General features: G+C 71.7%; 25 protein-coding genes. 7 read left to right on the forward strand and 18 right to left on the reverse strand.

Annotation, left to right across the window (positions count from 1 at the left end):
- Nucleotides 1-27 precede the first annotated feature (27 nt).
- Nucleotides 28-1,104, forward strand: a complete 1,077-nt coding sequence (locus AMYBE_RS0112385) for a GDSL-type esterase/lipase family protein (protein ID WP_027927600.1) — start codon at nt 28-30, stop codon at nt 1,102-1,104.
- 16 nt (nt 1,105-1,120) lie between these two features.
- Here AMYBE_RS0112385 and AMYBE_RS0112390 read toward each other — a convergent pair whose 3' ends face one another.
- The 5 genes from AMYBE_RS0112390 to AMYBE_RS0112410 all read right to left on the reverse strand — a co-directional run bounded on the left by AMYBE_RS0112390 (nt 1,121) and on the right by AMYBE_RS0112410 (nt 3,835).
- Complete coding sequence (locus AMYBE_RS0112390; RefSeq protein WP_020659697.1) at nt 1,121-1,420, reverse strand: hypothetical protein; 300 nt, start codon at nt 1,418-1,420, stop codon at nt 1,121-1,123.
- Nucleotides 1,407-1,634: a hypothetical protein gene (locus AMYBE_RS0112395; RefSeq protein ID WP_027927601.1), complete on the reverse strand. Its 228-nt coding sequence runs from the start codon at nt 1,632-1,634 to the stop codon at nt 1,407-1,409. Before AMYBE_RS0112395 ends, AMYBE_RS0112390 begins: the two co-directional genes overlap by 14 nt.
- Nucleotides 1,635-1,724: 90 nt before the next feature.
- Nucleotides 1,725-2,177 (reverse strand): Lrp/AsnC family transcriptional regulator, encoded by a 453-nt coding sequence (locus AMYBE_RS0112400; RefSeq protein ID WP_020659699.1) that lies wholly within the window; start codon nt 2,175-2,177, stop codon nt 1,725-1,727.
- Nucleotides 2,174-3,316: a M24 family metallopeptidase gene (locus AMYBE_RS0112405; protein ID WP_020659700.1), complete on the reverse strand. Its 1,143-nt coding sequence runs from the start codon at nt 3,314-3,316 to the stop codon at nt 2,174-2,176. Before AMYBE_RS0112405 ends, AMYBE_RS0112400 begins: the two co-directional genes overlap by 4 nt.
- Nucleotides 3,317-3,352: 36 nt before the next feature.
- On the reverse strand, nt 3,353-3,835 hold the full coding sequence (locus AMYBE_RS0112410; protein ID WP_020659701.1) for a MarR family winged helix-turn-helix transcriptional regulator: 483 nt from the start codon (nt 3,833-3,835) through the stop codon (nt 3,353-3,355).
- 75 nt (nt 3,836-3,910) lie between these two features.
- Between AMYBE_RS0112410 and AMYBE_RS0112415 the strand changes: the two genes are divergently transcribed.
- Both AMYBE_RS0112415 and AMYBE_RS0112420 read left to right on the forward strand, forming a co-directional pair.
- The gene (locus tag AMYBE_RS0112415; protein ID WP_020659702.1) at nt 3,911-5,986 is read left to right on the forward strand and encodes an MMPL family transporter; all 2,076 of its coding nucleotides are present in this window, start codon (nt 3,911-3,913) and stop codon (nt 5,984-5,986) included.
- A 31-nt stretch (nt 5,987-6,017) separates the two neighbouring features.
- On the forward strand, nt 6,018-6,962 hold the full coding sequence (locus tag AMYBE_RS0112420) for a 5'-3' exonuclease (protein ID WP_027927602.1): 945 nt from the start codon (nt 6,018-6,020) through the stop codon (nt 6,960-6,962).
- 23 nt (nt 6,963-6,985) lie between these two features.
- On the opposite strand, the gene AMYBE_RS0112425 is transcribed toward AMYBE_RS0112420, so the two are convergent.
- From AMYBE_RS0112425 to AMYBE_RS0112445, 5 genes are all read right to left on the reverse strand, one after another.
- Nucleotides 6,986-8,203, reverse strand: coding sequence for a GNAT family N-acetyltransferase (locus AMYBE_RS0112425; protein ID WP_020659704.1), 1,218 nt, complete (start codon nt 8,201-8,203; stop codon nt 6,986-6,988).
- Between the two features lie 41 nt (nt 8,204-8,244).
- The gene (locus AMYBE_RS0112430; protein WP_020659705.1) at nt 8,245-8,634 is read right to left on the reverse strand and encodes a DUF4333 domain-containing protein; all 390 of its coding nucleotides are present in this window, start codon (nt 8,632-8,634) and stop codon (nt 8,245-8,247) included.
- A 36-nt stretch (nt 8,635-8,670) separates the two neighbouring features.
- Nucleotides 8,671-9,867 (reverse strand): GNAT family N-acetyltransferase, encoded by a 1,197-nt coding sequence (locus AMYBE_RS0112435; RefSeq protein ID WP_020659706.1) that lies wholly within the window; start codon nt 9,865-9,867, stop codon nt 8,671-8,673.
- A 57-nt stretch (nt 9,868-9,924) separates the two neighbouring features.
- On the reverse strand, nt 9,925-10,623 hold the full coding sequence (locus AMYBE_RS0112440) for a DUF4333 domain-containing protein (protein ID WP_020659707.1): 699 nt from the start codon (nt 10,621-10,623) through the stop codon (nt 9,925-9,927).
- Between the two features lie 142 nt (nt 10,624-10,765).
- Nucleotides 10,766-13,534: a DEAD/DEAH box helicase gene (locus AMYBE_RS0112445; protein WP_020659708.1), complete on the reverse strand. Its 2,769-nt coding sequence runs from the start codon at nt 13,532-13,534 to the stop codon at nt 10,766-10,768.
- A gap of 275 nt (nt 13,535-13,809) precedes the next feature.
- Here AMYBE_RS0112445 and AMYBE_RS0112450 point away from each other — a divergent pair, with 275 nt between their 5' ends.
- On the forward strand, nt 13,810-14,973 hold the full coding sequence (locus AMYBE_RS0112450) for an IS30 family transposase (RefSeq protein ID WP_020659709.1): 1,164 nt from the start codon (nt 13,810-13,812) through the stop codon (nt 14,971-14,973).
- Nucleotides 14,974-15,082: 109 nt separating this feature from the next.
- Here the strand turns inward: AMYBE_RS0112450 and AMYBE_RS0112455 are convergent, their stop codons facing one another.
- The 7 genes from AMYBE_RS0112455 to AMYBE_RS43975 form a co-directional block, all read right to left on the reverse strand.
- Nucleotides 15,083-15,973 (reverse strand): diacylglycerol/lipid kinase family protein, encoded by an 891-nt coding sequence (locus AMYBE_RS0112455; protein WP_020659710.1) that lies wholly within the window; start codon nt 15,971-15,973, stop codon nt 15,083-15,085.
- 2 nt (nt 15,974-15,975) lie between these two features.
- Complete coding sequence (gene tatC / locus AMYBE_RS0112460; RefSeq protein ID WP_020659711.1) at nt 15,976-16,953, reverse strand: twin-arginine translocase subunit TatC; 978 nt, start codon at nt 16,951-16,953, stop codon at nt 15,976-15,978.
- Nucleotides 16,954-17,045: 92 nt separating this feature from the next.
- Nucleotides 17,046-17,342: a Sec-independent protein translocase subunit TatA gene (gene tatA / locus AMYBE_RS0112465; RefSeq protein ID WP_020659712.1), complete on the reverse strand. Its 297-nt coding sequence runs from the start codon at nt 17,340-17,342 to the stop codon at nt 17,046-17,048.
- A gap of 37 nt (nt 17,343-17,379) precedes the next feature.
- Complete coding sequence (locus AMYBE_RS0112470; protein WP_020659713.1) at nt 17,380-17,592, reverse strand: bacteriophage holin; 213 nt, start codon at nt 17,590-17,592, stop codon at nt 17,380-17,382.
- A gap of 9 nt (nt 17,593-17,601) precedes the next feature.
- Nucleotides 17,602-18,582, reverse strand: a complete 981-nt coding sequence (locus AMYBE_RS0112475) for a helix-turn-helix transcriptional regulator (protein ID WP_020659714.1) — start codon at nt 18,580-18,582, stop codon at nt 17,602-17,604.
- On the reverse strand, nt 18,579-19,571 hold the full coding sequence (locus AMYBE_RS0112480) for a helix-turn-helix transcriptional regulator (RefSeq protein WP_020659715.1): 993 nt from the start codon (nt 19,569-19,571) through the stop codon (nt 18,579-18,581). Before AMYBE_RS0112480 ends, AMYBE_RS0112475 begins: the two co-directional genes overlap by 4 nt.
- Nucleotides 19,572-19,581: 10 nt before the next feature.
- On the reverse strand, nt 19,582-19,749 hold the full coding sequence (locus AMYBE_RS43975) for a hypothetical protein (RefSeq protein WP_020659716.1): 168 nt from the start codon (nt 19,747-19,749) through the stop codon (nt 19,582-19,584).
- A 25-nt stretch (nt 19,750-19,774) separates the two neighbouring features.
- On the opposite strand from AMYBE_RS43975, the gene AMYBE_RS0112490 reads away from it, so the two are divergent.
- The gene (locus AMYBE_RS0112490; protein WP_020659717.1) at nt 19,775-20,473 is read left to right on the forward strand and encodes an SDR family oxidoreductase; all 699 of its coding nucleotides are present in this window, start codon (nt 19,775-19,777) and stop codon (nt 20,471-20,473) included.
- A 186-nt stretch (nt 20,474-20,659) separates the two neighbouring features.
- Here the strand turns inward: AMYBE_RS0112490 and pafA are convergent, their stop codons facing one another.
- A complete protein-coding gene (pafA, locus tag AMYBE_RS0112495) occupies nt 20,660-22,018 on the reverse strand; it encodes a Pup--protein ligase (protein WP_020659718.1) in 1,359 nt (452 codons plus the stop codon).
- 147 nt (nt 22,019-22,165) lie between these two features.
- Between pafA and AMYBE_RS0112500 the strand changes: the two genes are divergently transcribed.
- Together AMYBE_RS0112500 and AMYBE_RS0112505 are read left to right on the forward strand one after the other, a co-directional pair.
- A complete protein-coding gene (locus AMYBE_RS0112500; protein ID WP_027927603.1) occupies nt 22,166-23,662 on the forward strand; it encodes a bifunctional phosphatase PAP2/diacylglycerol kinase family protein in 1,497 nt (498 codons plus the stop codon).
- Between the two features lie 152 nt (nt 23,663-23,814).
- Entirely contained in the window at nt 23,815-25,062 is a 1,248-nt protein-coding gene (locus AMYBE_RS0112505) for an alpha/beta hydrolase (RefSeq protein WP_020659720.1), read from the forward strand.
- Nucleotides 25,063-25,148 lie beyond the last annotated feature (86 nt).

Raw genomic sequence — 25,148 nt, forward strand, 5'->3', positions numbered from 1 at the left:
CCGGGTTCTCGCTAGACTCGGGAGGCGATGCGAAGATTCCGGTGGTGGTGGGGAGCGCTGGTACTCGCCTGCGTAGCGGTGCTCGTGGGCTTTTTCGTCTTCTTCGGCACAGAGAGCCGCAACGGGCAGCCGCATCCGCGCCCGGGCCCGCCCGGCCGGGGCCCGTTGACGGTCGTGGCGATGGGCGACAGCACTGTCTCCGGCGAGGGCGCGGGCGACTACAGCGCGGACACCGACGGCCGCAACGGCGACTGGTGCCATCGTTCGGCGAACGCGTTCGTGCAGAAGGTCCGGATTCCGGGCATCGCCGCGCGCGTGAACCTGGCCTGTTCCGGCGCGCCGGCCGCGCAGGTCGCGCTCGGCGACACGAAGCAGTGGGGCGAGCGCTCACAGGCCGCGCAGCTGGCCGATCTGGTGAAAGACCACCGGGTGTCGGTCGTGGTGATCGCGGTCGGCGCGAACGACGACCCGAAGTTCTCCGCGCAGGTGAGCCAATGCTTCAAAGCGTGGTTCTCCGCCGACGGCCCGTCCTGCAACGTGGCGCTGCAGAGCACCTGGAAGTCCAAAGTGGACGCGATGGTGCCGAAGGTGGCGAACGCGGTCGGCGACGTGAAGAAGGTGCTCGCGCGAGCCGGCTACGTGCCCGCGGACTACCAGCTGGTGCTGCAGTCCTACGCCACCCCGGTCGGCCCCGGCATCCCGCCGGAACTGCAGAGCCTCGACGGCTGCCCGTTCCGCTCCGACGACCTGCAGTGGATCTCGACCGCCGGGATCAGCGCGCTGTCGGCAGGCGTCAAGCAGGCCGCCGCCCAGTCCGGCGCGCGGTTCCTGGACCTGTCGCGCGCCGGCGAGCACCACGAAGCCTGCTCTGGCGGTGCGAATCCGACGGCGGAGTGGTTCACCCGGCTGACCCTGCATCTCGACGATCTGTCGCAAGCGGACCGGGCGCCGCACGCGTTGCAGGAGTCCTTCCACCCCAATGCCGCCGGTCATGCCGCGATCGCGGACTGCCTGTCGGACTTCCTGACCCGGGGGGACGGCAACGCGACCTGTCTGGCCGGGCCGGACGGGAAACTGCACGCGGTCGGCGAACCGGCCGGCTGATCCCGGCGGCAGCGGCTCAGAGGTCGAGCGCGGCCCGGAGCGCGACGTCGATCTGTTCCTGGACGTCCTGGTCGACCTCGGCGATCCGCTCGGTCAGCCAGGGCCGGTAGAGCCGGGTCACGTTGAGCGTCGACACCCAGTAGCGGGCGTCGACGGCCACGCCGAGGATGTCCTGCGGGTCGCGGTCGAGCAGTTCGGTGCCGAGCAGCCAGGGCCGTTCGGATTCGTTCACGCCGTCCGAGGACAGCAGCACCACGGTGCGCTGCCGCGCGGGGTCGGTCGGCGGGTGGTACGTCCAGACTTCACCCCTGCGCACGCATGTCCTTTTCCGCCGCCGCCCGTTCGGCCTCGTCTTCCTCGGCGGCCGGGGCGACCGGCGCGCGCTGCGGGGTGTACCCGGTCCGGACTGCCTCGCGCCGGGCCGCCTTCGACAGCCAGGACGAGACCGAGACGCCGTGTGCCTTCGCGGCCCGCTCGGCGAACTCGAGCGCACCGCTGTCGAGCGAGAGTGTCACCTTACGTGTTGCCATACTTTTTACCGTACCAGCGATGGCACCGTTCGGCGCCGATTCAGCCGTCCGGCCCAGCGCCGGTCCGCCGGACCGGACCGATCCCCCTCGCTACAGCGTCGGGGACCGCCCCTCGAACGGCGTCGAGAGCACCACCGTGGTCCGGGTCGAGACCTTCGCCGCCTCGCGGATGCGGCGCAGCAGGTCCTCGAGCCCGAGCGGCGACGCCACCCGGACCAGCAGGATGTAGGACTCGTCGCCGGCGACCGAGTAGCAGGACTCGATCTCGGTGATGTGCTGGATCCGCTGCGGGTAGTCGTCCGGGGCGGCCGGGTCGTTCGGGGTGAGCGAGATCAGCGCGGTCAGCGGGAGCCCGATCTGCTCGCCGTCGAGCCGGGCGGTGTAGCCGAGGATGACGCCGCGCTGTTCGAGCCGGCGGACGCGCTGGTGCACCGCCGACACCGACAGCCCCACCCGCTCGGCCAGGTCGGTGAAGCTGCGCCGGCCGTCGGCCGCGAGCTCCTGCACGATCGCCTGGTCGAGCGGTTCCAGCGGGCTGCTCATGCGTCCAGCACGACCAGCTCGTGCGGCCGCGTGTTCACCGCCTCGACGCCGGTTTCGGTGCAGATCACGATGTCCTCGATCCGGGCGCCCCAGCGGCCGGGCTGGTAGATGCCCGGTTCGACGCTGAACGCCATGCCCGGCTCCAGCGGCAGCGTGTTGCCCGCGATGATGTAGGGCTCCTCGTGCACGTCGAGGCCGATGCCGTGGCCGGTGCGGTGGATGAAGTACTCACCGAACCCGGCGGCGTCGATGACGTCGCGGGCGGCCTTGTCGATGCTCTCCGCGGTGACGCCCGGACGGACCGCGTCGACCGCGGCCTGCTGCGCGCGCTGGAGCACGGCATAGGTCTCGGCGACGTCGGCGTCGCGCGGTTCGCCGATCGAGTAGGTGCGGGTGGAGTCGGAGTTGTAGCCCTCCGGGACCGGGCCGCCGATGTCGATCACGACGACGTCGCCGCGCTCGATGACGCGGTCGGACACGTCGTGGTGCGGGCTGGCGCCGTTGGGCCCGGAGCCGACGATGACGAAGTCGGCGTGCGTGTGGCCCTCTTCGACGATCGCGGCGGTGATGTCCGCGCCGACCTCGGCCTCGGTGCGACCGGCGCGGAGCCACTCGCCCATCCGCGCGTGCACCCGGTCGATCGCCGCACCGGCCTTGCGCAGCGCGTCGATTTCGGCGGCGTCCTTGCGCATCCGCAGCTCGCGCACGATCGGTCCGGCGAGGATCTGCTCGGCGTCGCCGAACGCGGCGCGCAGCGACAGCACGTGCAGCGCCGGGGTGAAGTCGCTGACCGCGATGCGGCCGGGCTTGCCGAGCCGGTCGGCGACCAGCCGGTACGGGTCGTCGCCGTCGACCCAGGTGAGGACCTCTACGCCGAGTTCGTCGGTGGGCACGTCGGCGTAGCCGGGGGCCTCCAGCTTCGGCACCACGAGCGCGGGCGTGCCGTCGGCGGGCACGACGAGAGTGGTCAGCCGCTCGAACGAACCGCCGGCCTGCCCGAGCAGGTACCGCAGATCGGAGCCGGGCGCGACGAGCAGTGCGTCGGTGTCCGCGGCAGCGGCCGCTTTGGCGGCACGGTCGAGACGGGCGCGGAGCGCGGCGGCGTCCGGTGCAGGCGTGTGGAGGGATCGGCGCGACATGCCGCCGAGCCTAGTACCCGGGGGCGAGGCGGCCGCTCACCCTGTCGCGGATTGACTGGGCCGGTCCTCGCGCAACCCGGTGATCAGCTCGACCAGCTGGGCGCGGAACTGTTCGTTCGCCACGGCGGCGCCGAATGCCCCGGTCCCGTCTCGTTCCGCGCGGACCGCGCGGGCGTGCACCGCGCGACCGGCAGCGGTGATCTGGACCAATCGGCGGCGGGCATCGGCCGGGTCGGCCGCGCGGGCGACGAACCCTTCGCGCGAAAGCCGGTCGAGCGTGCGGCTCATCGTCTGGTCGGTGACTTCGCAGCGGCGAGCCAGCTCCCGTTGCGCCAGCGGGCCGTGCTTGAGCAGGTGCAGCACGATCAGCCCGGCGTGGGTGAGCCGCATCCCGGCGAGCACCGCGGTCCACCGCTGCTCGACCAGCCGCGCCGCGACCGCCAGCAGCCGCCCGGTCGGCCAGGACGCCAGCTCGTCCCCGCCGTCGCCGGCGGCCGGCGCGGTCCTTGCTGTGTTCATTCTGCCCTCCGCCGTACAATACGTTCAGCTTGCTGAACGTTTCCTTGGCCGCACGCATGAAGGACTGTAGTGACTATGACTGAGCAGGGTTCTTCGCTTCCGGCGCGGCGCACCCGCTGGGTGCTGCCCGCGTTGCTCGTGGTCGTCTGGCTCGCGGTCGGCGGGATCGGCGGGCCGTTCGCGGGCAAGCTGAGCGAAGTCGCGAAGAACGACAACGCGGCGTTCCTGCCCCGGTCCGCCGAGGCGACTCAAGTGCAGGACGAGCAGAAGGCGTTCGTCCCGCGCCCGACACTGCCCGCGACCGTCGTCGCGGAGCGCGGCTCCGGGCTCAGCGCGGCCGATCGCGCCTATCTGGGTTCGCTGCCGGCACACCTGGCCAAGGTGCCCGGCGTGGCCGCACCACTGGCGCCGCCGACCTTCTCGGAAGACCGCGAAGCAGCGCGACTCGCCGTTCCGGTCGACGCGGCCGGCAATCCGGCGAAGATCGTCAAATCGGTCCGCGAACAGCTGGCCAGCGCCCCGGGCGGGCTGACCGTGCTGGTCACGGGGCCGGGCGGGCAGGTCGCGGACCTGGTCTCGGCGTTCGGCGGGATCGACGGCGTGCTGCTGATCGTCGCGGGCGCGGTCGTCGCGCTGATCCTGCTGGTGGTCTACCGGAGCCCGCTGTTGCCGGTGCTGGTCCTGGTCTCCGCGGTGTTCGCGCTCGCGCTCGCCAGCCTGGTGGTCTACTTGCTCGCCGACCACGGTGTGCTCGCGCTCAACGGACAGAGCCAGGGAATCCTGTCGATCCTCGTGTTCGGCGCCGCGACCGACTACGCGCTCCTGCTGGTCGCGCGGTTCCGCGAGCAGTTGCGCGACACCCCGGGCCGCTTCGAGGCGATGCGGCTGGCCTGGCGGGCCACCTTGGCGCCGGTCGCGGCGTCCGCGGGCACAGTGGTGCTCGGGGTGCTGTGCCTGCTGTTCAGCGATCTCAACTCGAACAAGGGCCTCGGCCCGGTCGCCGCCATCGGGATCGGCGCGGCGCTGCTCGCTTCGACCACGTTCCTGCCTGCCGTGCTCGTCCTTTTCGGGCGCGCCGTGTTCTGGCCGTTCCGGCCGCGGCATGGCTCGCCGCATCCGGAGACCTCCGGGATGTGGGGGCGGATCGCCCGCGCGGTCGGCGCCCGCCCGCGCGCGATCTGGGTGCTGTCGGCGCTGGTGCTCGTGGCCGGGGCGGCGTTTCTCCCCCAGCTCAAAGCGTCCGGCACCGCTCAGTCGGACGTGTTCTTGGCCAAGGTGGATTCGGTGACCGGCCAGCAGGTGCTGGGCCGGCATTTCCCGGCCGGAACAGCGGCGCCCGCGGTGATCGTCGCCAACGCGGCCGAGGCCGGGCCGGTGGCTGAAGCCGCCCGGGTGCCCGGGGTCGCGACCGTCGTGCCGCTCACCGGGCCCGATCAGCGGCCGCTGCAGGTCGGCGGCCGGGTCGAACTGCTCGCGATCCTCACCGCGCCAGCCGATTCCGAAGACGCGGTGGCGACCGTCGGCCGCATGCGCGACGCAGTGCACGCCGTGCCTGCCGCGGAGGCGAAGGTCGGCGGCCAGACCGCGATCCAGCTCGACACGCAGGAGACTTCGAAGCGAGACCGGGCGCTGATCATCCCGATCGTGCTCCTGGTGATCTTCGCCGTGCTGGCGCTGCTGTTGCGCGCCTTGCTGGCGCCGCTCCTGCTGATCGCCACGGTCGTGCTCTCGTTCGCGGCCACGATGGGAGTCTCGGCCCTGGTGTTCAACCACCTGCTGGGCTTCCCCGGCGCGGACCCGGTGGTGCCGCTGTTCGGGTTCGTGTTCCTCGTCGCGCTCGGGATCGACTACAACATCTTCCTGATGACCCGCGTGCGCGAGGAGACGAAACGGCGCGGCACCCGCGACGGCACGTTGCACGGGTTGGCGGTGACCGGCGGGGTGATCACTTCCGCGGGCGTCGTGCTGGCGGCTACGTTCTCCGCGCTCGCGGTGATCCCGATCCTGTTCCTCGCCCAGATCGCGTTCATCGTGGCGTTCGGGGTGCTGCTGGACACGCTGCTGGTGCGGTCGCTGCTCGTACCCGCGCTGACGGTCGACCTCGGCAGCCGGATCTGGTGGCCGGCGCGGCTGGACCGGCGCGTCGGATGAGCCGATGCGCCCGGCGTGGCAGGCTGTCCGGGTGACCGGACCTCTCGCTCTCCTCGACTCCGCGAGCCTCTACTTCCGCTCGTTCTACGCGCTGCCCGATTCGATGACCGCGCCCGACGGGACGCCGGTCAACGCGGTGCGCGGGTTCGCCGACACCATCGCGCGGATCCTCACCGACCGCCGTCCGGCGCGGCTGGTGGCGTGTCTCGACGCGGACTGGCGGCCGAAGTTCCGCACCGACCTGCTGCCGAGTTACAAGGCGCACCGGGTGGCTGAGGCCGGGGACGGCGGCGCGGACGTCGAGGAAGTGCCGGACACGCTCACCCCGCAGGTGCCGATCATCCTGGAGCTGCTGGAGGCGTTCGGGTTCGCCACCGCGGAGGCGGCCGGGTACGAGGCCGACGACGTGATCGGCGCGCTCGCCACCCGCGAGCAGGACGCGCCGGTCGAGGTGATCACCGGCGACCGGGACCTGTTCCAGCTGGTGCGGGCGACGCCGACACCGGCGCATGTGGTGTACGTCGGGCGGGGCTGGGCGAAGGCGGAAGTGCTGGGGCAGCAGGAGATCGCCGAGAAGTACGGGGTACCGGCCGAACACGCCGGACCGGCCTACGCGGACATGGCGGCGTTGCGCGGCGACCCGTCGGACGGGCTGCCCGGGGTCGCCGGGATCGGCGAGAAGACCGCGGCGAAGCTGATCAGCCAGTTCGGTTCGCTGGAAGAGCTGGTCGCGGCTGCCTCGGCCGGGGATTCCCGGGTGCCGTTGAAAACCCGGCTGCGGCTGGCCGAGGCCGCGGACTACCTCGCCGTCGCGCCCACTGTGGTGCGGGTCGCGGTGGACGCTCCGGTCGAGCAGTCCGGGCCCGATGCGGTGCCTGCCGTGCCCACCGATCCGGAGCGGGTCGCGGCGCTTGCCGAGAAGTGGAACCTGGGTCGCTCGGTGGAGCGGCTGCTGGCCGCGCTGCCGGGAGCCTGACCGGCAGCGCGGCCGCGCGGGCCTCAGAAGTGCGTGCCGGACCAGGGCGGCTGGCCGGTGCCGAACAGCGCGTCCACCCGGGCCAGCGTCTCGGCGCTGGCGCCGGTGATGCGGCCGGCGAGAGCCAGCGGGCCGGCCTGCCACGCGCCCAGGTACAGCATCGCCAGCGTGTCGACGTCGAGCACCAGGTCCGCGTCCGCGTCGGTGCGTTCGACGCCGGTGCCGCCGACGCGGTAGCGGCCGCGGTTTTCCGGCAGCATCCGGTCGTCGACTTCCAGCACCACCGGTTCCGCCGAGCCGTAGGCGCGGGCGGCGAGGGCGGCCCGCACGTCGATCAGCCGCAGCCACAGTTCGTCGTCGACGCGGACGGTGGCGGCGCGCCGCGGGTTGTCGAGCAACAGGCCGATCGGGTCGTCGACCGGGCGGCCGCGGACGTTGACCACCTCCATCAGGTCGACGGACAACAGGAACCGCCACAGTCCGGCTTCGGCTTCCGGGCTCGCCGCGTGGAAATCGCGGACTTCGAGCGCCGCGCCGTGGTCCGGGTCGAGGTAGCTGTTCTGCGGGACGTTGCGGAACAGCGCGAAGCCGTCGTCGCCGCCTGGTCCACTGTGGACGGCCAGTCGCCAGCTGCCGCCGTCGCGGGTGAAGCTTCGGTCGAACTGGATCGGCCACCACTTTTCCGGCCGGGCGATCATGCCGGCGCGGTGCGCGCCGATTCGCTGGTACAGAGCGGGAATGGTCTCGATCGCCTCTTCGGCGGAGAGCAGCCGGGTCCGGCCGGGAGCGGCGACCCCCTCGCGGAACCGGGCCGGGTGGTGGACCTGGTAGGTGGCGCTTCGGGTGGCGACGCCGTAGCCGAAACGGCCGTAGATCACCGCTTCGCTGGCGTGCAGGCCGGCCACCGCGTAACCGCGTTCGACGAAGTCGCGCAGCTGAAAGTCCATCATCGCGGTGAGCACGCCGCGGCGGGTCCAGTCGGCTCGGACGCCGACGCCGTCGACCGCGCCCATCGGCACCGCCGCGCCGCCGGGGACGGTCAGTTCGGTGCCGAACGAGCTGGCGATGCCGATCGGCTCTTCGCCGTGGAACGCGCCGGTCCGCCCGTCGGCCGCCCAGGAACCGGAGATCAGCGCCCAGGACTCGTCGGTGACCGGAACTCCGTTGAGGGACCGGATCAGCAGGTTCAGCGTCGGGCGGCATTCGGCATCGGTGATCGGGCGGACGACGTAATCGCTCATCCTTCGATTCAACCAATTCGACCGGTCCGAAAGCGACCGCTTTACCGCGGTGGGTCCACTTTGTACTCGCCGCTGGTTCCGGTCACGGCGATCGGCACGTGTTTCCGCGCACCCGCGATGTCCACAGTGCACTGGAACTTGGCACCGTCGGCGACCGGCTGCCGATCCGGGCAGACGACCGCGCCGATTCCCTGGACCTGGTAAGTTTCGGCGAGCAGCCGGCGGACCGACGACTCCATCGTGCGGGCGTCGAACACTCGCGCCGGAGGCTGGCCGGACGAGGGCCCGGACGACGACGGCGAGGACGAGGCAGGCGGCGAGGCGCTGGGCGTGACGGTGACCGTCTGGACCGACGGCGCGGGTGTCGCGCTGTCGCAGCCCGCGACAACGAGCATGCCCAAGCCGCACAGCAGCAGCCCCACCGCGCGCATGTGTCCGCCCCTCTGCGCGAAACCTCTGGTCAACGGTCAGAAGAAGGTACCGCACCACACCGATTCGCGCGTCTCGAAGAGCTCGTCCGCGGCAGCGGCCGCCGCCGGGTCGAGCAGCTCGATCCGGCCGGTCGCGGCGAGCGCCGACGCGTGCCACGTTCCGAAGTAGAGCATGGCGAGCGTGTCCACGGACATCCGCAGCGCGGGTTCGGCGCCGGTGCGCTCGGCGCCGTCCGGGCTGATCCGGTAGCGGCCGTCGTTGGCGGGCAGCGTGCGGTCCTCGACCTCGATCACGACCGGGTCCGCCGACCCGTAAGCGCGACCGGCGAGAGCGGCCTGCACGTCGACCAGGCGGAGCCAGCTTTCGTCGTCGGTGCGTTCGGTCTTGGCCATCCGCGGGTCGGCGAACAGCAGCGCGCTCGGTTCGTCCAGCGGACGCATCGGGAGCACGATCTCGTCAACCAGGTCGACCGACAGCAGGAACCGCCACAGTCCGGCGAACGCGGCCGGGTTCGAATAGTGGAGCACCTGCACTTCGAGTTTCCCGCGTTCCTTGGCGTCCTCGACGTGGTAGGTCAGGTATCCGTCGACGCCGTCCGGGCCGCGGTGCACGGCGGTCTGGACCAGCTGGGACTGGCGGCGCATCCAGGATTCGAACCCGGGCCAGTAGAGCTCCGGCCGGGTCATCGCGGCGAGCCGGCCCATTCCGGTCGCGGCGTAGAGCTCCGGCCATTTCGGTGCGGCCTCGTCGATGCCCAGGACCTCGACCTCTCCCCCGGCCGGCACGTCCGGGCGCAGCCGCGCCCGGTGCCGGTCCACCACGACGCGGTGCGCGAGGGTCGCGACGCCGTAGCCGTAGCGGCCGTAGATCGCGCCTTCGGATGCGTGCAGCAGCGCCAGCGGGACGCCTCGTTCGGCCTGGTCGTTCAGCTGTGCGTGCTGCAGCGCGGTGAGGACGCCGCGGCGGGTGCGTCCGGCCCGGACCCCGACCCCGGTGACCGCCGCGACCGGCAGCAGCGCGCCGCCGGGAACGACGATTTCCGCGTCGAACGACCGGGCAGTGCCGATGAGGTCCGGTTCGAAGACGCCCCAGCCGCGTTCGGCCTGGTGAGACGTCTCGACGCGTGCCCAGTCTTCGTCGGAGCCGGTCGGGACGTGCAGCGCGGCCCGGAACAGGTCCCAGGCCGCGCGGTGCTCGTCGGGGCGGAGGATGCGGACAGTGCGGTCGGTCATGTCCCGATCATCGCCGGGCGGTGGGTCCGGACGCGACTGATTTCCGTCCGCGCCGCGTCACTGCGCCGCGGGCGGCGAGACCTCGTAGTTGCCGTCGGTGCCCTTGACGGTGATCGGGACCTGCTGCGGCTTGCCGTTGACGGTGGCGGTGCAGGTGAACTTCGCGCCGTCCTCGACCTTCTGCTCGGCCGGGCAGGTCACGCCGCTGACGCCCTGGATCTTGTAGGTGTCGGTGAGCAGCTTCGCGACGTCGGTCTGCATCGTCTGGTTGTTGAACACCTGAGTCTTGAAGAACCCGGGCGCGACGAAGCCGAGGATCGCGACTACCGCCACCACGACGACGAGCGCGCCGATGCCGATGAACAGGCCTTTCTTCGACCCGCCGGAGCTGCCCGCGGGATCGGCGGCCGCTGCGCCGGCAGGCGCCTGGCCGTAGTCGAACTGGCCGGGCTGCTGGCCGTACTGCGGCTGGCCGTAGGGCTGTTGCGGCTGCCCGTACTGCTGCTGTTGCGGCTGGCCCCACTGCGGCTGCTGCGGCTGCTGTTGCGGATAGCCGCCCGGCTGCTCCCCGTACTGGGGCTGCTGGCCGTACTGAGGCTGTTGGCCGTACTGCTGCGGCTGCCCCTGGTACGGCTGCTGCTGCGGCCCGCTTTGCGGGTATGCGCCGCCCGGCTGCTGCCCGTAGTTCGGGTCTTGGCCGTAGGGCTGCTGCCCGTACTGCTGCTGCGGGTCGTTGCCGCCATACGGCGTGCTCATCCTGGCCTCCGCCTTCGTCTCGGTGCCTCCGCGGCCGCCCGGGGGCGGGCTCGTGGCCGCGGTGTCGTGCGCGATCCAACCACAGGTAGGGCGCCGAGCACACCTGCCCACGCGCGCCCGATCGGCGAGTCTGCCCGGCCGGTCACGCCCCGCCCGCGGCAACGACGCCGCGGCGCAGCGCACGCACCGCCTGGGCGGCGGCCGCGCCGACCGGGTCGGCTTTGCCGAGCACATCGCGGACCTGGTCGAGCAGGTCGATCACCTGGCGGCACCAGCGGACGAAGTCGCCCGCGGACAGTTCCTGCCCGTTGGTCTCGGCCGCGGTGAGGACCTTCTCCAGCGATTCGCCGCGGGCCCAGCGATAGACCGGCCAGGCGAATCCGGCGTCGGGTTCGCGGGTGCGATCGAGCCGGTGGCGGCGTTCGTCCTCGGTGAGCTCGACCCACAGCCGGCTGGTCTCCTGCCAGGCCGCCGGCACCGCGCCGCCGGGGAGGCGCGGTTCTCCGGCGGTGTCGCGGCGGGCTTCGAACACCAGAGTGGACACGACCGCGGCGAGTTCGGCCGGGCCGAGCCCGGCCCACACGCCGTGCCGGATGCATTCGGCGGCGAGCAGGTCGGATTCGCTGTAGAGGCGGGTGAGCCGACGGCCGTGTTCGGTGACCCGGTCCTCGCCTTCGCCCTCGCCGAGGTAGCCGCGTTCGGCGAGCAGCCGGAGGATCCGGTCGAACGCGCGGGCCAGCGAATGCGTGGTGGCGGCGACTTTCCGTTCCAGCTGCTCGGTTTCGGCGGTGAGCCGCTGATAGCGCTCGACCCAGCGGAGATTGGCTTCGCGTTCGGGCATCGCGTGGCAGGGGTGGGCGCGCAGGGCGCGGCGAAGCGAGGCGAGCTCGGCGTCGTCGGCGGCCGCGGTGCGGCGGCGCTGGCGGCCGGGCAGGGCGATGCCGGAGTCGCGCAGCGCGGAGGCGATGTCGCGGCGGGTTTTGGGCGAGCGGAGTTCGAGGTGTTTGGGCAGCCGGATCCGGCCGAGCGCTTCGACCGGGGCCGGGAAATCGGCCACCGAGAGCGGGCCGGACCAGCGGTCTTCGGTGACCACCACCGGACGGGGTTCGCGGATCGGGTCGAGTCCGGGGTCGACGACCACGGCGAGCCCGGAGCGGCGCCCGGCCGGGACCGCGATCACGTCGCCCTTGCGCAGTTTCTCCAGCGAGGCGGCCGTTTCGGCGCGCCGGGAGGAGGTGTTCTGCCGGGACAGCGCCTTCTCCCGGGCGGAGATCTTCGCGCGCAGCTCGACGTACTCGAGGACCTGCTCGAGGTCGCCGGTGATCGCGGCGGCATAGCCCTTGAGGGCTTCCTTGTTGCGTTCGATCCGGCGGGCGGTGCCGACGACCGAGCGGTCCGCCTGGAACTGGGCGAACGACTGTTCCAGCAGGTCGCGGGCGGAGTCCGCGCCGACCTGGGCGACCAGGTTGACGGCCATGTTGTAGCCGGGCCGGAACGAGGACCGCAGCGGGTAGGTGCGGGTGGAGGCGAGGCCCGCGACGGCTTTCGGGTCGACTCCGGGCTGCCACGAGACGACCGCGTGGCCCTCGATGTCGATGCCGCGGCGCCCGGCGCGGCCGGTGAGCTGGGTGTACTCGCCCGGCGTGAGGTCGACGTGCGCCTCGCCGTTGTATTTCACGAGCCGTTCGAGGACGACGGTGCGGGCGGGCATGTTGATGCCGAGCGCGAGGGTTTCGGTCGCGAACACGACCTTGACCAGGCCGCGGACGAACAGTTCCTCGACGGTTTCCTTGAACGCCGGCAGCAGGCCGGCGTGGTGGCCCGCGAAACCGCGCTCCAGCCCTTCGCGCCATTCCCAGTAGCCGAGCACGCCGAGGTCGCCTTCGGGCAGGTCGGCGGTGCGCGCATCGACGATCCGGCGGATTTCTTCGACCTGGTCGGGTCCGTTGAGCCGGAGGCCGGAGCGGACGCACTGGGCGACCGCGGCGTCGCAGCCGGCCCGGGAGAAGATGAACACGATCGCGGGCAGCAGGCCGGCGTTGTCGAGCCGTTCGACGACCTCGACGCGCGAGGGCGGGCGGAACCGGGGGCCGCGCTGCGGGGCGCCTCGGCGGCCGCCGCGGGGCCCGCGGAAGCCGGCCGGCGCGAACCGGCCCATGTCTTCGGTTTTGCGCAGCAGGGTGGGGTTGATCCGCAGCTGCTCCCCCGGGTCGGCTTCGTTCTGGCCGGCGAACAGGTCGAGCAGCTGGTTGCCGACGAGCATGTGCTGCCACAGCGGGACCGGGCGGTGCTCGTCGACGACGACGGTGGTGTCGCCGCGGACCTCGACCAGCCATTCGCCGAATTCCTCGGCGTTGCTGACGGTGGCTGAGAGGCCCACGACCCGGACGTACTCGGGCAGGTGGAGGATCACTTCCTCCCAGACCGCGCCGCGGAACCGGTCGGCGAGGTAGTGCACCTCGTCCATGACGACGTAGCCGAGTTCGGGGATGGCGGAACTGCCCGCGTAGAGCATGTTGCGCAGCACCTCGGTGGTCATCACGACCACTTGGGCGTTGCCGTTGATCGAGGTGTCGCCGGTGAGCAGGCCGACCGCGTCCGCGCCGTAGCGTTCGACGAGGTCGGCGTACTTCTGGTTGGACAGCGCCTTGATCGGCGTGGTGTAGAAGCATTTGCGGCCCTCGGCGAGGGCGAGGTGGACGGCGAATTCGCCGACTACGGTCTTGCCGGCGCCGGTGGGGGCGCAGACCAGGACTCCGTGGCCCTCTTCGAGCGCTTCGCAGCCGCGGATCTGGAAGTCGTCGAATTCGAAGGACGATTCTCCGGAGAACCGGGTCAGCTGGGGGTGCTTGGCGCGGCGCTGGGAGACCGCGTAGGCCTCGGCCGGCGATGGGGAAGGGCTAGTGGCCACCTGGTCAGGGTTCCACATGCCCCCGACAGTTCGCACGCGGTATCGCGGGTGTCGCCGCTGTCCGTCAGCGTTCGGCCCCGGCTTGACGTGAAGCTCGCCGCGGCCGGAGCCGGGTGCGCGGTCCGTGAAGGGCCCCTTGCGGGACTTGGCTTGGGTTCTAGTGGTGGTTGCAACGCCTGAGTTGTTGAGGGGTTGCCGTGGCGGGGGTCCGGGAGGTTGCAGCGTCGCGGGGTCGGGGGAGGTTGGCGGCGGAACGCCGCCGGTATTTTGATCTTGTGGCGGAAGGCGTGGGCACTGTCGAGGCGTGCCGGGTTGTCGGGGTCGACCGGCGGACCGGGCACCGGTGGCGGCACGGGCGGCCGAGCCGGGCGGGGCGGACGGCCGTGCGGTCGCCGGCCCCGCCCTCGCGTCCGGCCCCCGTCGCCGATGCCCGCCCCGAGGCGCAGTCGCGGTTCCTGACCCAGGACGAGCGGCTGGCGATCGCCGACCTGCGCCGGGCAGGGGCCGGGGTCCGCGCGATCGCCCGGGAACTGGGCCGCGATCCCGCCACGATCAGCCGCGAACTGGCCCGCAACGCCCGTCCCGGCAGCCGCGGCTACCGGCCCTACGCCGCCCAGGCCCGCGCCGACGCGCGCCGCAAACGGCCCAAGACCGGCAAGATCGCGGCCTGTCCCGAGCTGCGCGACCTCGTGCAGGGCATGCTGCGCAAGAAGTTCAGCCCGGAGCAGATCAGCCAGCGGCTGCGCCGCGACCACCCCGACCGCCCGGAGCTGCACGTGACCCCCGAAACCGTCTACCAGGCCCTCTACGTCCAAGGCCGCGGCGAACTGCGCCGCGAACTGCACCGCGCGCTGCGCACCGGCCGCGCCGTGCGCAAACCCCGCCGCACCGGCGAAGCCCGCCGGCCCCGCTTCGCCGAACCCATGGTCATGATCAGCGAACGCCCCGCCGAAGCCGCCGACCGCGCCGTCCCCGGCCACTGGGAAGGCGACCTGATCATCGGCAAGGACGGAGCCTCCGCCATCGCCACCCTGGTCGAACGCGCCACCCGCTACACGCTCCTGGTCCCCCTGCCCCACGGCCGCGNCGCCGACGCCGTCCGCGACGCCCTCGTCACCGCCATGCACACCCTGCCCGACCACCTGACACGGTCCCTGACCTGGGACCAAGGCTCGGAAATGGGCCGACACCGCGAATTCACCATCGCCACCGGCATCCCCGTCTACTTCTGCGACCCCCACAGCCCCTGGCAACGCGGCAGCAACGAAAACACCAACGGCCTGCTGCGCCAGTACTTCCCCAAAGGCACCGACCTCTCCCTCCACAGCCCCGAACACCTCGCCGCCGTCGCCGCAGAGCTCAACTGCCGCCCACGCAAAACGCTCGGCTGGGACACCCCAGCCGAACGCCTCGCTACACTCCTCACCGAAACCAGCTAATCCAGCCTGTGTTGCGACGACCCCTCGAATCCGCCTGGATTCCCTCAAGGGGCCCTTCACGGACTTGCGGGGGCGGAGACTGGGACAGCACGTCTCGCAGGTGTCCGGTTCAGCGGGGCGGCGCGACCATGGTGAGCGCGCCCGGCACGCAGGTCGCCTCGACCGGGGTGCTGCCCTGGTCTTCGCCGTCGGCGTAGACCGGCCAGCCGGCTGCTTCGATCCGCAGCGTCCGGGTGCGGAAGGTTTCGACGCTGGGTTTGCGCACGTGTTCGCCGGTGCGCAGGTGCGGGAGCATGCGCAGCAGGCGGGCGCGGCCGGGGGCGCGGATGAGGGTCACGTCGAACAGGCCGTCGTCGGGGGCCGCGTCCGGGCAGATCGGGATGCCGCCGCCGTAGTAGGGGGTGTTGCCGACCGCGATCAGGGTCGAGTCGCCGGAGACGGTGCCTTCGTCGGTGTGGACCACGATCGGGCGCGGCTTGAACGACGCGAGTTCGGCGAGGATCGCCAGGTCGTAGCGACGGGGTCCGGTGGGCCAGCGCATCGCGTTGGCGCGGGCGTTGACCGCCGCGTCGAAGCCTGCGCACAGCACGGTGGCGAACCAGGTTTCGCCGGAGCGGCCGAGGTCGACGGTTCGGCGGGTGCCGTCGCGCAGCGCGTTGGCGAGGACGTCGGCGGCCGCGCGGGCGTCGGCCGGAATGCCGAGTGCGCGGGCGAAGTCGTTGCCGGTGCCGGAAGGGACGAGCCCGAGCGCGACGCCGTGGTCGGCGCAGAACTGGACGCCTTGGTGAGCCGCGCCGTCGCCGCCCAGGACGATCAGCACGTCGAGCCCTTCGGCATGCGAGGACCGCATCAGGGCGTGGGATTCCTCGACGCTGGTGGCGGTGAGGACGTCGAGGCGGTCCACGGCGGGCCGAAGCCGCGCGGCGACGGCTTCGGTCATCCGGGCGGCCGCGCCGCGCCCGGACGCCGGGTGCACAGCCAGTGCTGCGTTCAGGCCCATGCTCAGGTGATGTCGTCCATCGAGCCGGTGCGGCCGGTCTGGCCCTTCGCGGCGGGTTCGTCTTCGCCGTCGGCGGTGCTCGGCGTGTAGGTGAACGGCGCGGCTTCGTCGTCGGCGAGCTTGTCCCAGCCCTCGTCTTCGCGAGTGCGGTCGAGCTTGCGGTCGTGGAAGCGGGCGATCTGGATGGACAGCTCGAACAGCACGGTGAGCGCGCCGGCGAGGCCGAGCATGGAGAACGGGTCCGAGCCGGGCGTGGCGAACGCGGCGAAGACGAACAGCGCGAAGATCAGCCCGCGCCGCCACTTCTTCAGCATTTGGTACTTGAGGACGCCGACCCGGTTGAGCATCACGACGAGCAGCGGGAGTTCGAAGCTGACGCCGAAGATCACCAGCAGCGACAGGATGAACGAGATGTACTTGTCCGCGGTGAGCGCGGTGACGAACTGGTCCTGCCCGAAGCCGGCGAGCAGCGCGAGCGCGTGCGGGACGAGCAGGTAGGCCAGCACCGCGCCGGCTGCGAAGAGCACCGAGGCGAAGCTGACGAAGATCATCGCGTAGCGGCGCTCTTTGGCGTAGAGGCCGGGAGCGATGAACGCCCAGAGCTGATACAGCCACGCGGGCGAGAGGAGGACGGCACCGGCCGCGACGCCGACCTTGAGGCGGATCATGAACGCTTCGAACGGCACCGTCTGCAGCAGGCGGCAGCCGGGCTGGTCGCCGGCGAAGCGCTGCGAAGCCGGGATGGCGCAGTAGGGGTGCGTCATGATGTTGCCGAGCGACGGGATCGGGCCGAGGCGCTGCTCGAACCAGATGAACCCGAAGATCGCGCCGATCACGACGAACACGACCGCCCAGCCGAGCCGGCGGCGGAACTCGTAGATGTGCTCGATGAGCGTCATCGTGCCGTCGGGGTTCGTCCGACGGCTGCGCCGGCGCCGCTTGCTGGTCCGGCTGCCGTTGCCGTTGGCGGCTTCCGCCACTCGTCGTTCCGTTCTCGTTCAGAGCCCAGCGGGGCGCGCCGCACCGGCGCGCCTCCTGCCTGGACCGGGGACCGGGTGGTGCGCGCGGAGGGTCAGCTCGCGTTCTTCTGCGCCTGCTGCTTCTTCAGCTCGTCGAGCTGGCGCTGCAGGTCGGCGACCTGCTTGTCCTGCTCGGTCTGCGCGGAGGCGGGCGCGGGCGTGGCGATCTGCCGCGTGTCGGCGGCTTCCGCTTCGTCCTTGTGGTCGCCGTTCAGGTCCCTGGTCTCGGCCTTGAAGATCTTCATGGACTTGCCGATGGACCGGGCGGCGTCGGGCAGCCGCTTCGCTCCGAACAGCAGAACCACCAAGAGCACCAGAACGATGATGTGCCATGGCTGCAGCGCGTTCATGGTCGTCTGCCCTCCTTGTCTCGGGTCTGAGCTGATGTTACTGGTTGCTGCGGGCCGGGCGCCGTTCGGCTACGGCGACGCGCAATGCCGCCGACCGGGCCCGGATGAGCCCGGCCCGGTCCTGGGTCCGGGTACTGACCATGCTCACCGTGCGGCGGAAGCGGCGCAAGACTCCGAAGATCCGCACCAGCAGCAGGACCAGGAGAAGCACCCCGGCGGCGAGCAGGATCCAGACGGGCAGGTACGGCACAAAATCACCTTAACGGTCGGAGATGGACGTGAGATGACGTGCGCGCGCCACCGCGTCGGCGGCTCGGCGGCGAACTGCCTCGGCGAGGGCGGCGGGGCTCTCCACCTGTGCTTCCCCGCCGAGGCTGAGCACCAGCCGGACCATCCACGGTTCGTCGCTGTAGCGCATCGCGATGCGCAGCCGTCCGCCGTCGAGCTCGGCCAGTTCCTCGCACGGGTAGTACTCGGCGACCCACCGGGCGTCCGGATCGAGCACCAGATGCGCGATCCGCTGATCGGGACGGGCGGAGAAGACGCCGTCGGACAGGTCGGTGGGGCGGGCGTGCGCGGGCGGCGCGGCGGGTTCGTCGAGGACGGTGAGCGCGTCGATCCGGTCGAGACGGAACAGCCGGACGTCTTCGACGCGGCGGCACCACGCTTCGAGGTAGCCGACTCCCTGGACGATCACCAGCCGCATCGGGTCGACGGTGCGCTCGGTGATCTGGTCGCGGGAGGCGGTGTAGTAGCGCATCCGCAGCGCGCGGCCCTCCTGGAGCGCGCCGGACACGGTTTCGCGGGTGCGGGCGGCGCGCGCGCCTTCGCGCACTCCTCCCCCGACGACGACCCCGGCCGGGCGGGCCTGCCCCGCCGCGTCCTCGATTTTCGCGATGGCCCGGCGGACCGCGTCGCCGTCGGCCACGCCGGGCGTTTCCGCGAGCGCGCGCAGAGCGACCAGCATCGCGGTGGCTTCGCCGCCGGTGAGGCGCAGCGGACGGCTCATGCCGGCGTCGTGGGTGACGACGATGGTGTCGCCTTCGAAGGACAGGTCGATCAGGTCGCCGGGGCCGTAGCCGGGCAGGCCGCACATCCACAGCAGCTCGAGGTCTTTGCGCAGCTGGCGCGGGGTGACGTCGAAGTCGTGCGCCGCCTCGTCGATCCGGATGCCGGGGCGGGCCAGCAGGTACGGCACGAGCGCGAGCAGCCGGGGCATCCGTTCGCTGGAGCCGCTCACCGGACGCTCCCCTCTTCGGCGCGGTGCAGGACTGCTTCGAGCCGGTGCTGCACGGACTTGGCGAGCACGTCCGGTTCGAGCACGAGCACGTCCGGTCCCTGCGCGGCGATCCAGTCGGCCGCCGATTCCGGGAAGTACAGGCCGATCTCGATCACGTCGCCCTCTTCGCCGGCGACGGTTTCGCGGCCGACGACCTCGCCGCGCCGGCGGACCCCGGCGGCGCGGCCGTCGGCGATCCACAGCCGGGCGGTGGTGACCGGGGCCGGGTCTTCGCTGCCGCCGGTGACCGAGATGAGCTGCATCAGGTTGACGCCCTCGGGCCGCACGACGGTGCCGGGCTTGCCGACGGTCACGACCTTCCCGGTGACCCGGGAAAGCCGGAAACAGCGGGACGCGCCGCGGTCCCGGTCGTGCCCGACGACGTACCAGCGGGCGCGCCAGGACACCACGCCCCAGGGTTCCAGGGTGCGGATGCGGCGTTCCGGAGAGCCGCTGCGCCGGTATTCGAACCGGACCGCCTGCCCGGCCTGGACCGCTGCGAGCATCGGCGCGAACGCCGGTTCGGCGCGCACCCGCGGTTCGATGACGGTGGGCGCCTGGTCGTCGACCTCGACCCCGGCCGCGCGGAGCTTCACCAGCGCGCCTTGGGCCTGCCCGGTCAGCTCGGGCGAATCCCAGAGCCGGACCGCGAGCCCGACCGCCGCGGCCTCGTCCGGGGCGAGGTCGATCTCGCCGAGCTCGTAGTCGCGGCGGGCGATGCGGTATCCCTCGACGGGGTCGAAGGCGGAGTTGCGGCCGGTCTCCAGCGGGATGCCGAGTTCGCGCAGCTCGGTCTTGTCGCGCTCGAAGGTACGGAAGAAGGCGTCGTCGCTGGCCGCGTCGGCGTACCCGGGCACGATGCCGCGGATCCGCTCCGCGGTCAGGTACTGCCGGGTGGAGAGCAGGGCCAGCACAAGGTTGACCAGCCGTTCGGCGCGTGCGGTGGACACCCTATTGACTCTAGCCCGCTGCCTCCGGCGCGCTCGCAAGGTCCGGGCTGCGCGCGCCGTAGTCGGCGCGGGCGGCGCTGACCGCCTCGAAGTCGGCTTCGGCCCAGTCCTTGAACCCGGCCACCAGCGCGCGGAGGTTTCCCCAGCGGCGTAATGGAATGTCGTCGGACGCAGCCATTGCGGATCATCCGTAGCCTGGGCACATGCATGATCGTGTCCTGCTCGTCACCGGCGCGTCCCGGGGCCTCGGTGCCGCGACCGCGCGGCTGGCCGCCGCCTCCGGGTTCAAACTCGCCCTGGTCGCTCGAAAGGCTGAATCCGTCCGTTCCCTGGCCGCCGAACTCGGCGCGGACCGGGCCGTCGCGCTCGGTGCCGATGTCGGCGACTGGCCCGCCGTCTCCGCCGCCGTGGCGCACACTGTCGAGCGGTTCGGCCGACTCGACGCCGCCTTCGCCAACGCAGGGATCGGCGTCGGCACTTCGTTCTTCGGCACCGACGACCCCGATCCGCAGCGATGGGAGGCCATGGTCCGCACCAACGTCCTGGGCACGGCCTACACCGCCCGCGCCGCCCTGCCCGCACTGAAGGAGTCGTCCGGGCACCTGCTGATCACCGGTTCGGTCGCCGGCCGCTACGTGCGCAACGCGAGCCTGTACTCGGCGACGAAGTGGGCAGTGACCGGAATGGCCGGCGCGATCCGCGAAGAGGCCGTCGGCACCGGCGTGCGGGTCACTCTCATCAACCCAGGCGTCACCGACACCGACATTCTCACTGACAGCCAGCGAGCAAAGCCGAAACTGGCCCCAGACGACGTCGCCCGCGCCGTGCTCTACGCCCTGTCGCAGCCGCCCTCCGTGGACGTCAACGAAATCCTGGTCCGCCCCACCGGCCAACAGCTCTAGCCCCCACGCCCCCGCCCGACCCGCACGCGGGATCGCGTCGGCGTTTGAGGGAGCGGCGTGCACGGCCCCCCCGGGCCGGGTACGCCGCTCCCTCAAACGCCGACTTGAAGGCGATCCCGCACGCGCCGACGGAGTCGGCGCCATCCAACACAGATCCCGCACGCGCCGACGGAGTCGGCGCAGAAATTACAGCGAGCTGATCAGCCTCTCCACTCGCTCGTCGACTGCTCGGAACGGGTCTTTGCAGAGGACGGTGCGCTGGGCTTGGTCGTTCAGCTTCAGGTGCACCCAGTCGACCGTGAAGTCCCGTCCGGCGGCCTGGGCGGCGGCGATGAAGTCGCCGCGGAGCTTCGCACGGGTGGTCTGCGGCGGGGTGTCCTTGGCCGCTTCGATCTCGCCGTCGTCGGTGACCCGGTGCACCAGTCCCTTGCGCTGCAGCAGGTCGAAGATGCCCCGGCCGCGGCGGATGTCGTGGTAGGCCAGGTCCAGCTGGGCGATCCGGGGGCTGGACAGGTCCAGGTCGTGCTTGGCCCGGTACCGCTCGACCAGCCGGTGCTTGATCGCCCAGTCGATCTCGGTGTCGATCTTGCTGAAGTCCTGCTGCTCGACCGCTTCCAGCGCGCGGCCCCACAGTTCCACGACCTTCTCGTTGCCCGGGGTGGAGCCGTTTTCCTTGAGGTGCTGCACGGCCCGGGCGTGGTATTCGCGCTGGATGTCCAGCGCGGACGCCTCGCGTCCGCCGGCGAGGCGGACCTGGCGCCGGCCGGTGAGGTCGTGGCTGATCTCGCGGATCGCCCGGATCGGGTTGTCCAGGGTGAAGTCGCGGAACTGGACGCCCGCCTCGATCATCTCGAGCACCAGGTGCGCGGAGCCGACCTTGAGCATCGTGGTCGGCTCGGCCATGTTCGAGTCGCCCACGATGACGTGCAGCCGCCGGTACCGTTCGGCGTCGGCGTGCGGTTCGTCGCGGGTGTTGATGATCGGCCGGGACCGGGTGGTGGCGCTGGAGACGCCCTCCCAGATGTGCTCGGCTCGCTGGGACAGGCAGTACACCGCACCGCGCGGGGTCTGCAGCACCTTGCCCGCGCCGCAGATGAGCTGGCGGGTGACCAGGAACGGCAGCAGCACGTCGGCGATCCGGGAGAACTCGCCTGCCCGGGTGACCAGGTAGTTCTCGTGGCAGCCGTAGGAGTTGCCTGCCGAGTCGGTGTTGTTCTTGAACAGGAAGATGTCGCCGCCGATGCCCTCGTCCGCGAGCCGGCGCTCGGCGTCGACGAGCAGGTCTTCGAGGATCCGCTCGCCGGCTTTGTCGTGAGTGACGAGCTGGGTCAGGTCGTCGCACTCGGCTGTCGCGTACTCCGGGTGCGAGCCCACGTCGAGGTAGAGCCTCGATCCGTTGGACAGGAACACGTTCGACGAGCGGCCCCACGAGACCACCCGACGAAACAGATAGCGCGCGACCTCGTCGGGCGAGAGCCTGCGCTGGCCGTGGAAGGTGCACGTGACCCCGAACTCGGTCTCGATGCCAAAGATCCGCCGCTGCATCTCTCCAGAGTAGGCGCTGCACCCCCTGCCGAGGTGCGCCGTTCGGGCGGCGACACGCGGTCGGTACGTTGCAAGAGGTGACATCGCGCCGGAAACCGGGCGCCGGATCAGGTTCCGGCGCGGGCGCGGCGGGCGGAGGTGGGCAAGGTGTTCCAGCAGCTCGGCCGTGCATTTCGGCAGGTGGGCAGGCGGGACCGGGCACTGGTGGCGCGCAGCGCGGCGCTGCGCCCGACCCGGGCGGACGATTTTCTCGCCGTGTTGTCCCGGAGTGCGGACAAATCGCGGCTCTGGTGGGGCGTGGCGGCCGTGCTGGCGGTCCGGAAGGGGCCGACGCGCCGGGGCGCGCTGCGCGGGCTCGTCGCGGTCGCCGGGGCGAGCGCGGTGGCGAACCTGGTCGCGAAGCCGCTGCTCCCGCGTCGCCGCCCGGCCGAGGAAGAGGTTCCCGAACATCGCCGGCTGCGGAAACGACCGGTGTCGTCGTCGTTCCCGTCCGGGCATTCGGCTTCGGCGGCGGCGTTCGCGACCGCGGTGGCGATGGAATCGCCCCGCGCCGGGTTCGCGCTCGTCCCGATCGCCGGTGCGGTCGCGTATTCCCGGGTCCATACCGGAGTGCACTGGCCCAGCGACGTCGCCGCGGGCATGGCGATCGGGGTCGGAGTCGCGGCGCTGACCCGGCATTGGTGGCCGCTGCGCCCGGATGAGCGGGCCCGCACCGCGCACCCCGCCGAAGCGCCCGAGATGCGCGACGGCGAGGACATGCTGGCGCTGGTCAACCCGCATTCCGGCGTCAACGCCACGGACCCGACCGAGGACGTCCGCTACGCCTGGCCGAAGGCCACCCTGATCTACCCCGACGCGCGACAGGACCTGCGCGACCAGCTCGCCGAGGAAATCGACGCCCGCGGCACGATCCGGGCGCTCGGCGTGGCGGGCGGGGACGGCACGGTCGCCGCGGTCGCGTCGGTCGCCGCCGAGCGCGGGCTGCCGCTCGCGCTGATCCCGGCCGGGACGCTCAACCACTTCGCCCGCGACATCGGCGTCCGGTCGATGCCGGACGCCGACGAGGCGACCGAGCGGGGCCACGCGGTCGGCGTCGACCTCGGCGAGGTCGAGGTCTCCGGGGCGGGCGAGGCGGGCCACCGCTGGTTCGTGAACACCGCCAGCCTCGGCGGCTATCCGGAGATGGTCCGGCTGCGGGAGAAGCTGCAGCAGCGGCACCCGAAGTGGCCGGCCGCGGCGATCGCGCTGGTCCGGGTGCTGCGGCGGGCGAAGCCGCTGGACGTGCGGCTCAACGGCGAACCGGCCCGGGTGTGGCTGGTGTTCGTCGGCAATGGCACCTACGCGCCGAAGGGGTTCGCCCCGTCGCGCCGTCCGGCGCTCGACACCGGCCTGCTCGACGTCCGTTACGTCCGGGCCGACCTGCGGTGGTCGCGGACCCGGTTCGTGCTCGCCGCGGTCACGAAGAGCCTGAACGCGAGTCACGTGTACCGGGAGGCTGACCTGCCGGAGCTGCACGTCGAACTGCTGGACGGCAACCGGCGGGTGGCCACCGACGGCGAGGTCGGGCCGCTCGGCCGGGACTTCCGGTTCCGGTCGCGGCCGAGCGCGCTGACCGTGTACCGCAACCCCGACCACCTACCTTGATCAACTCTTTACCTGTTCTCAACAAATCCACAGCGCGTCGTCCCTAGCTTGGATCTTCGAGGTGCGGGCTGTCGCGCCCAATTCACGGCAGGGGTTCTAGTGCGTTCTCTTTCCCGCGGCGCTGCACACTGCCCGCGTCCGGCAGGCCGCGGATGATCCAGCTCCTGCCGCAGGCAGTCGATCCGGTGCTGCCGCCGTCGGTCACCTCGCAGGCGCGCGACCTCGGCCCGCTCGAATCGCCGCTGGTGTGGCTGACCGCGGCGGGCGCCGCGGCGACCATCCTCGCCGTCACCATCGCGCTCTCGCACAACCGGCGCGCCCGCCGGTGGGGCATCAGCAGTTCGATCGCCCTGTTCCTCGTCGCCGCGGTGACCGCGGTGAACAGCTATGTCGGCTACGTCCGCACGCCCAGCGACTTCGGCCGGTTGCTGCAGCGCGGTTCCGGCGCGATGAACGTCGCCGGCACGCTGCTGCGCAGGACTTCCGACGACCCCGCCGAAGCAGGCGGCGACTCCACCGCGTCCGGCGCGTCCTCGGACAGCGGCGACGACAGCGCCGCTCCCCCGTCCGGCGGCAAGCCCGCCGCGCCGGCGCCCAGCAACGGCGCGAGCACCGAGGTGCTCAACGTGCCCGACCCGGCACACGGCGTCGCGAACGGCGAGAACTACGTCATCCTGCCGGGCGGCTACCACGACCCGGCGAACGCGAACCGCCGCTACCCGGTCGTGTACCTGATCCACGGCTACCCTTACGGCGGCCCGCGCGACTGGCTGACCTCCGGCTCCGCGCCGCAGACGCTCCAGAGCCTCGAAGACGCGCACGTCATCCAGCCGATGATCATCGTGAGCGTGGACATGACCGCGAACCAGCCGAGCGTCGACTGGGAATGCCTCAACGTCCCGGGCGGCCCGCAGCTGGAGACCTATCTCGCGGGCAGCATCGTCCCCTCGGTCGACAAGCACTACCGCACCGTCGCCGACCGCGGCCACCGCGCGCTCGGCGGCATGTCCGGCGGCGGGTTCGGCGCGCTGAACATCGGACTGCACCACCTCGACGAGTTCGGCTCACTGCTGATCTCCCTGCCGTACGACGACCTGAACGACTCGGTCGGCATCCTCAAGGGCAACCAGGCGGTCATCGCGCAGAACACCCCGCGCCGCTACATCCCGACCATGCCGTTCCCGCAGAAGGTCTCGGTGATGCTCACCGTCGGCACCGGCGCTCCGACCGACGTCGCGACCGCACACCGGATCGCCGTGTCGCTCCAGCGCCGCGGCCAGGAAGTCGTGGTGCACGCCGAACGCGGGTTCAACCACACCTGGCACACCGCCCGCGCGACACTGCCCTACCTGCTCGCCTTCGCCGACCAGAACTTCCGGGGCGCTCCGGCGGCATCCTGAAGATTCCGGAAGAATCTTTTCCGGGCCCCTGTCCATCCGGGCGGGCGCCGTTCGTGGTGTGTTCGTGCGGCAACCGGGCCGCACGA

The organism is Amycolatopsis benzoatilytica AK 16/65 (assembly GCF_000383915.1).
Lineage (GTDB): Bacteria > Actinomycetota > Actinomycetes > Mycobacteriales > Pseudonocardiaceae > Amycolatopsis > Amycolatopsis benzoatilytica.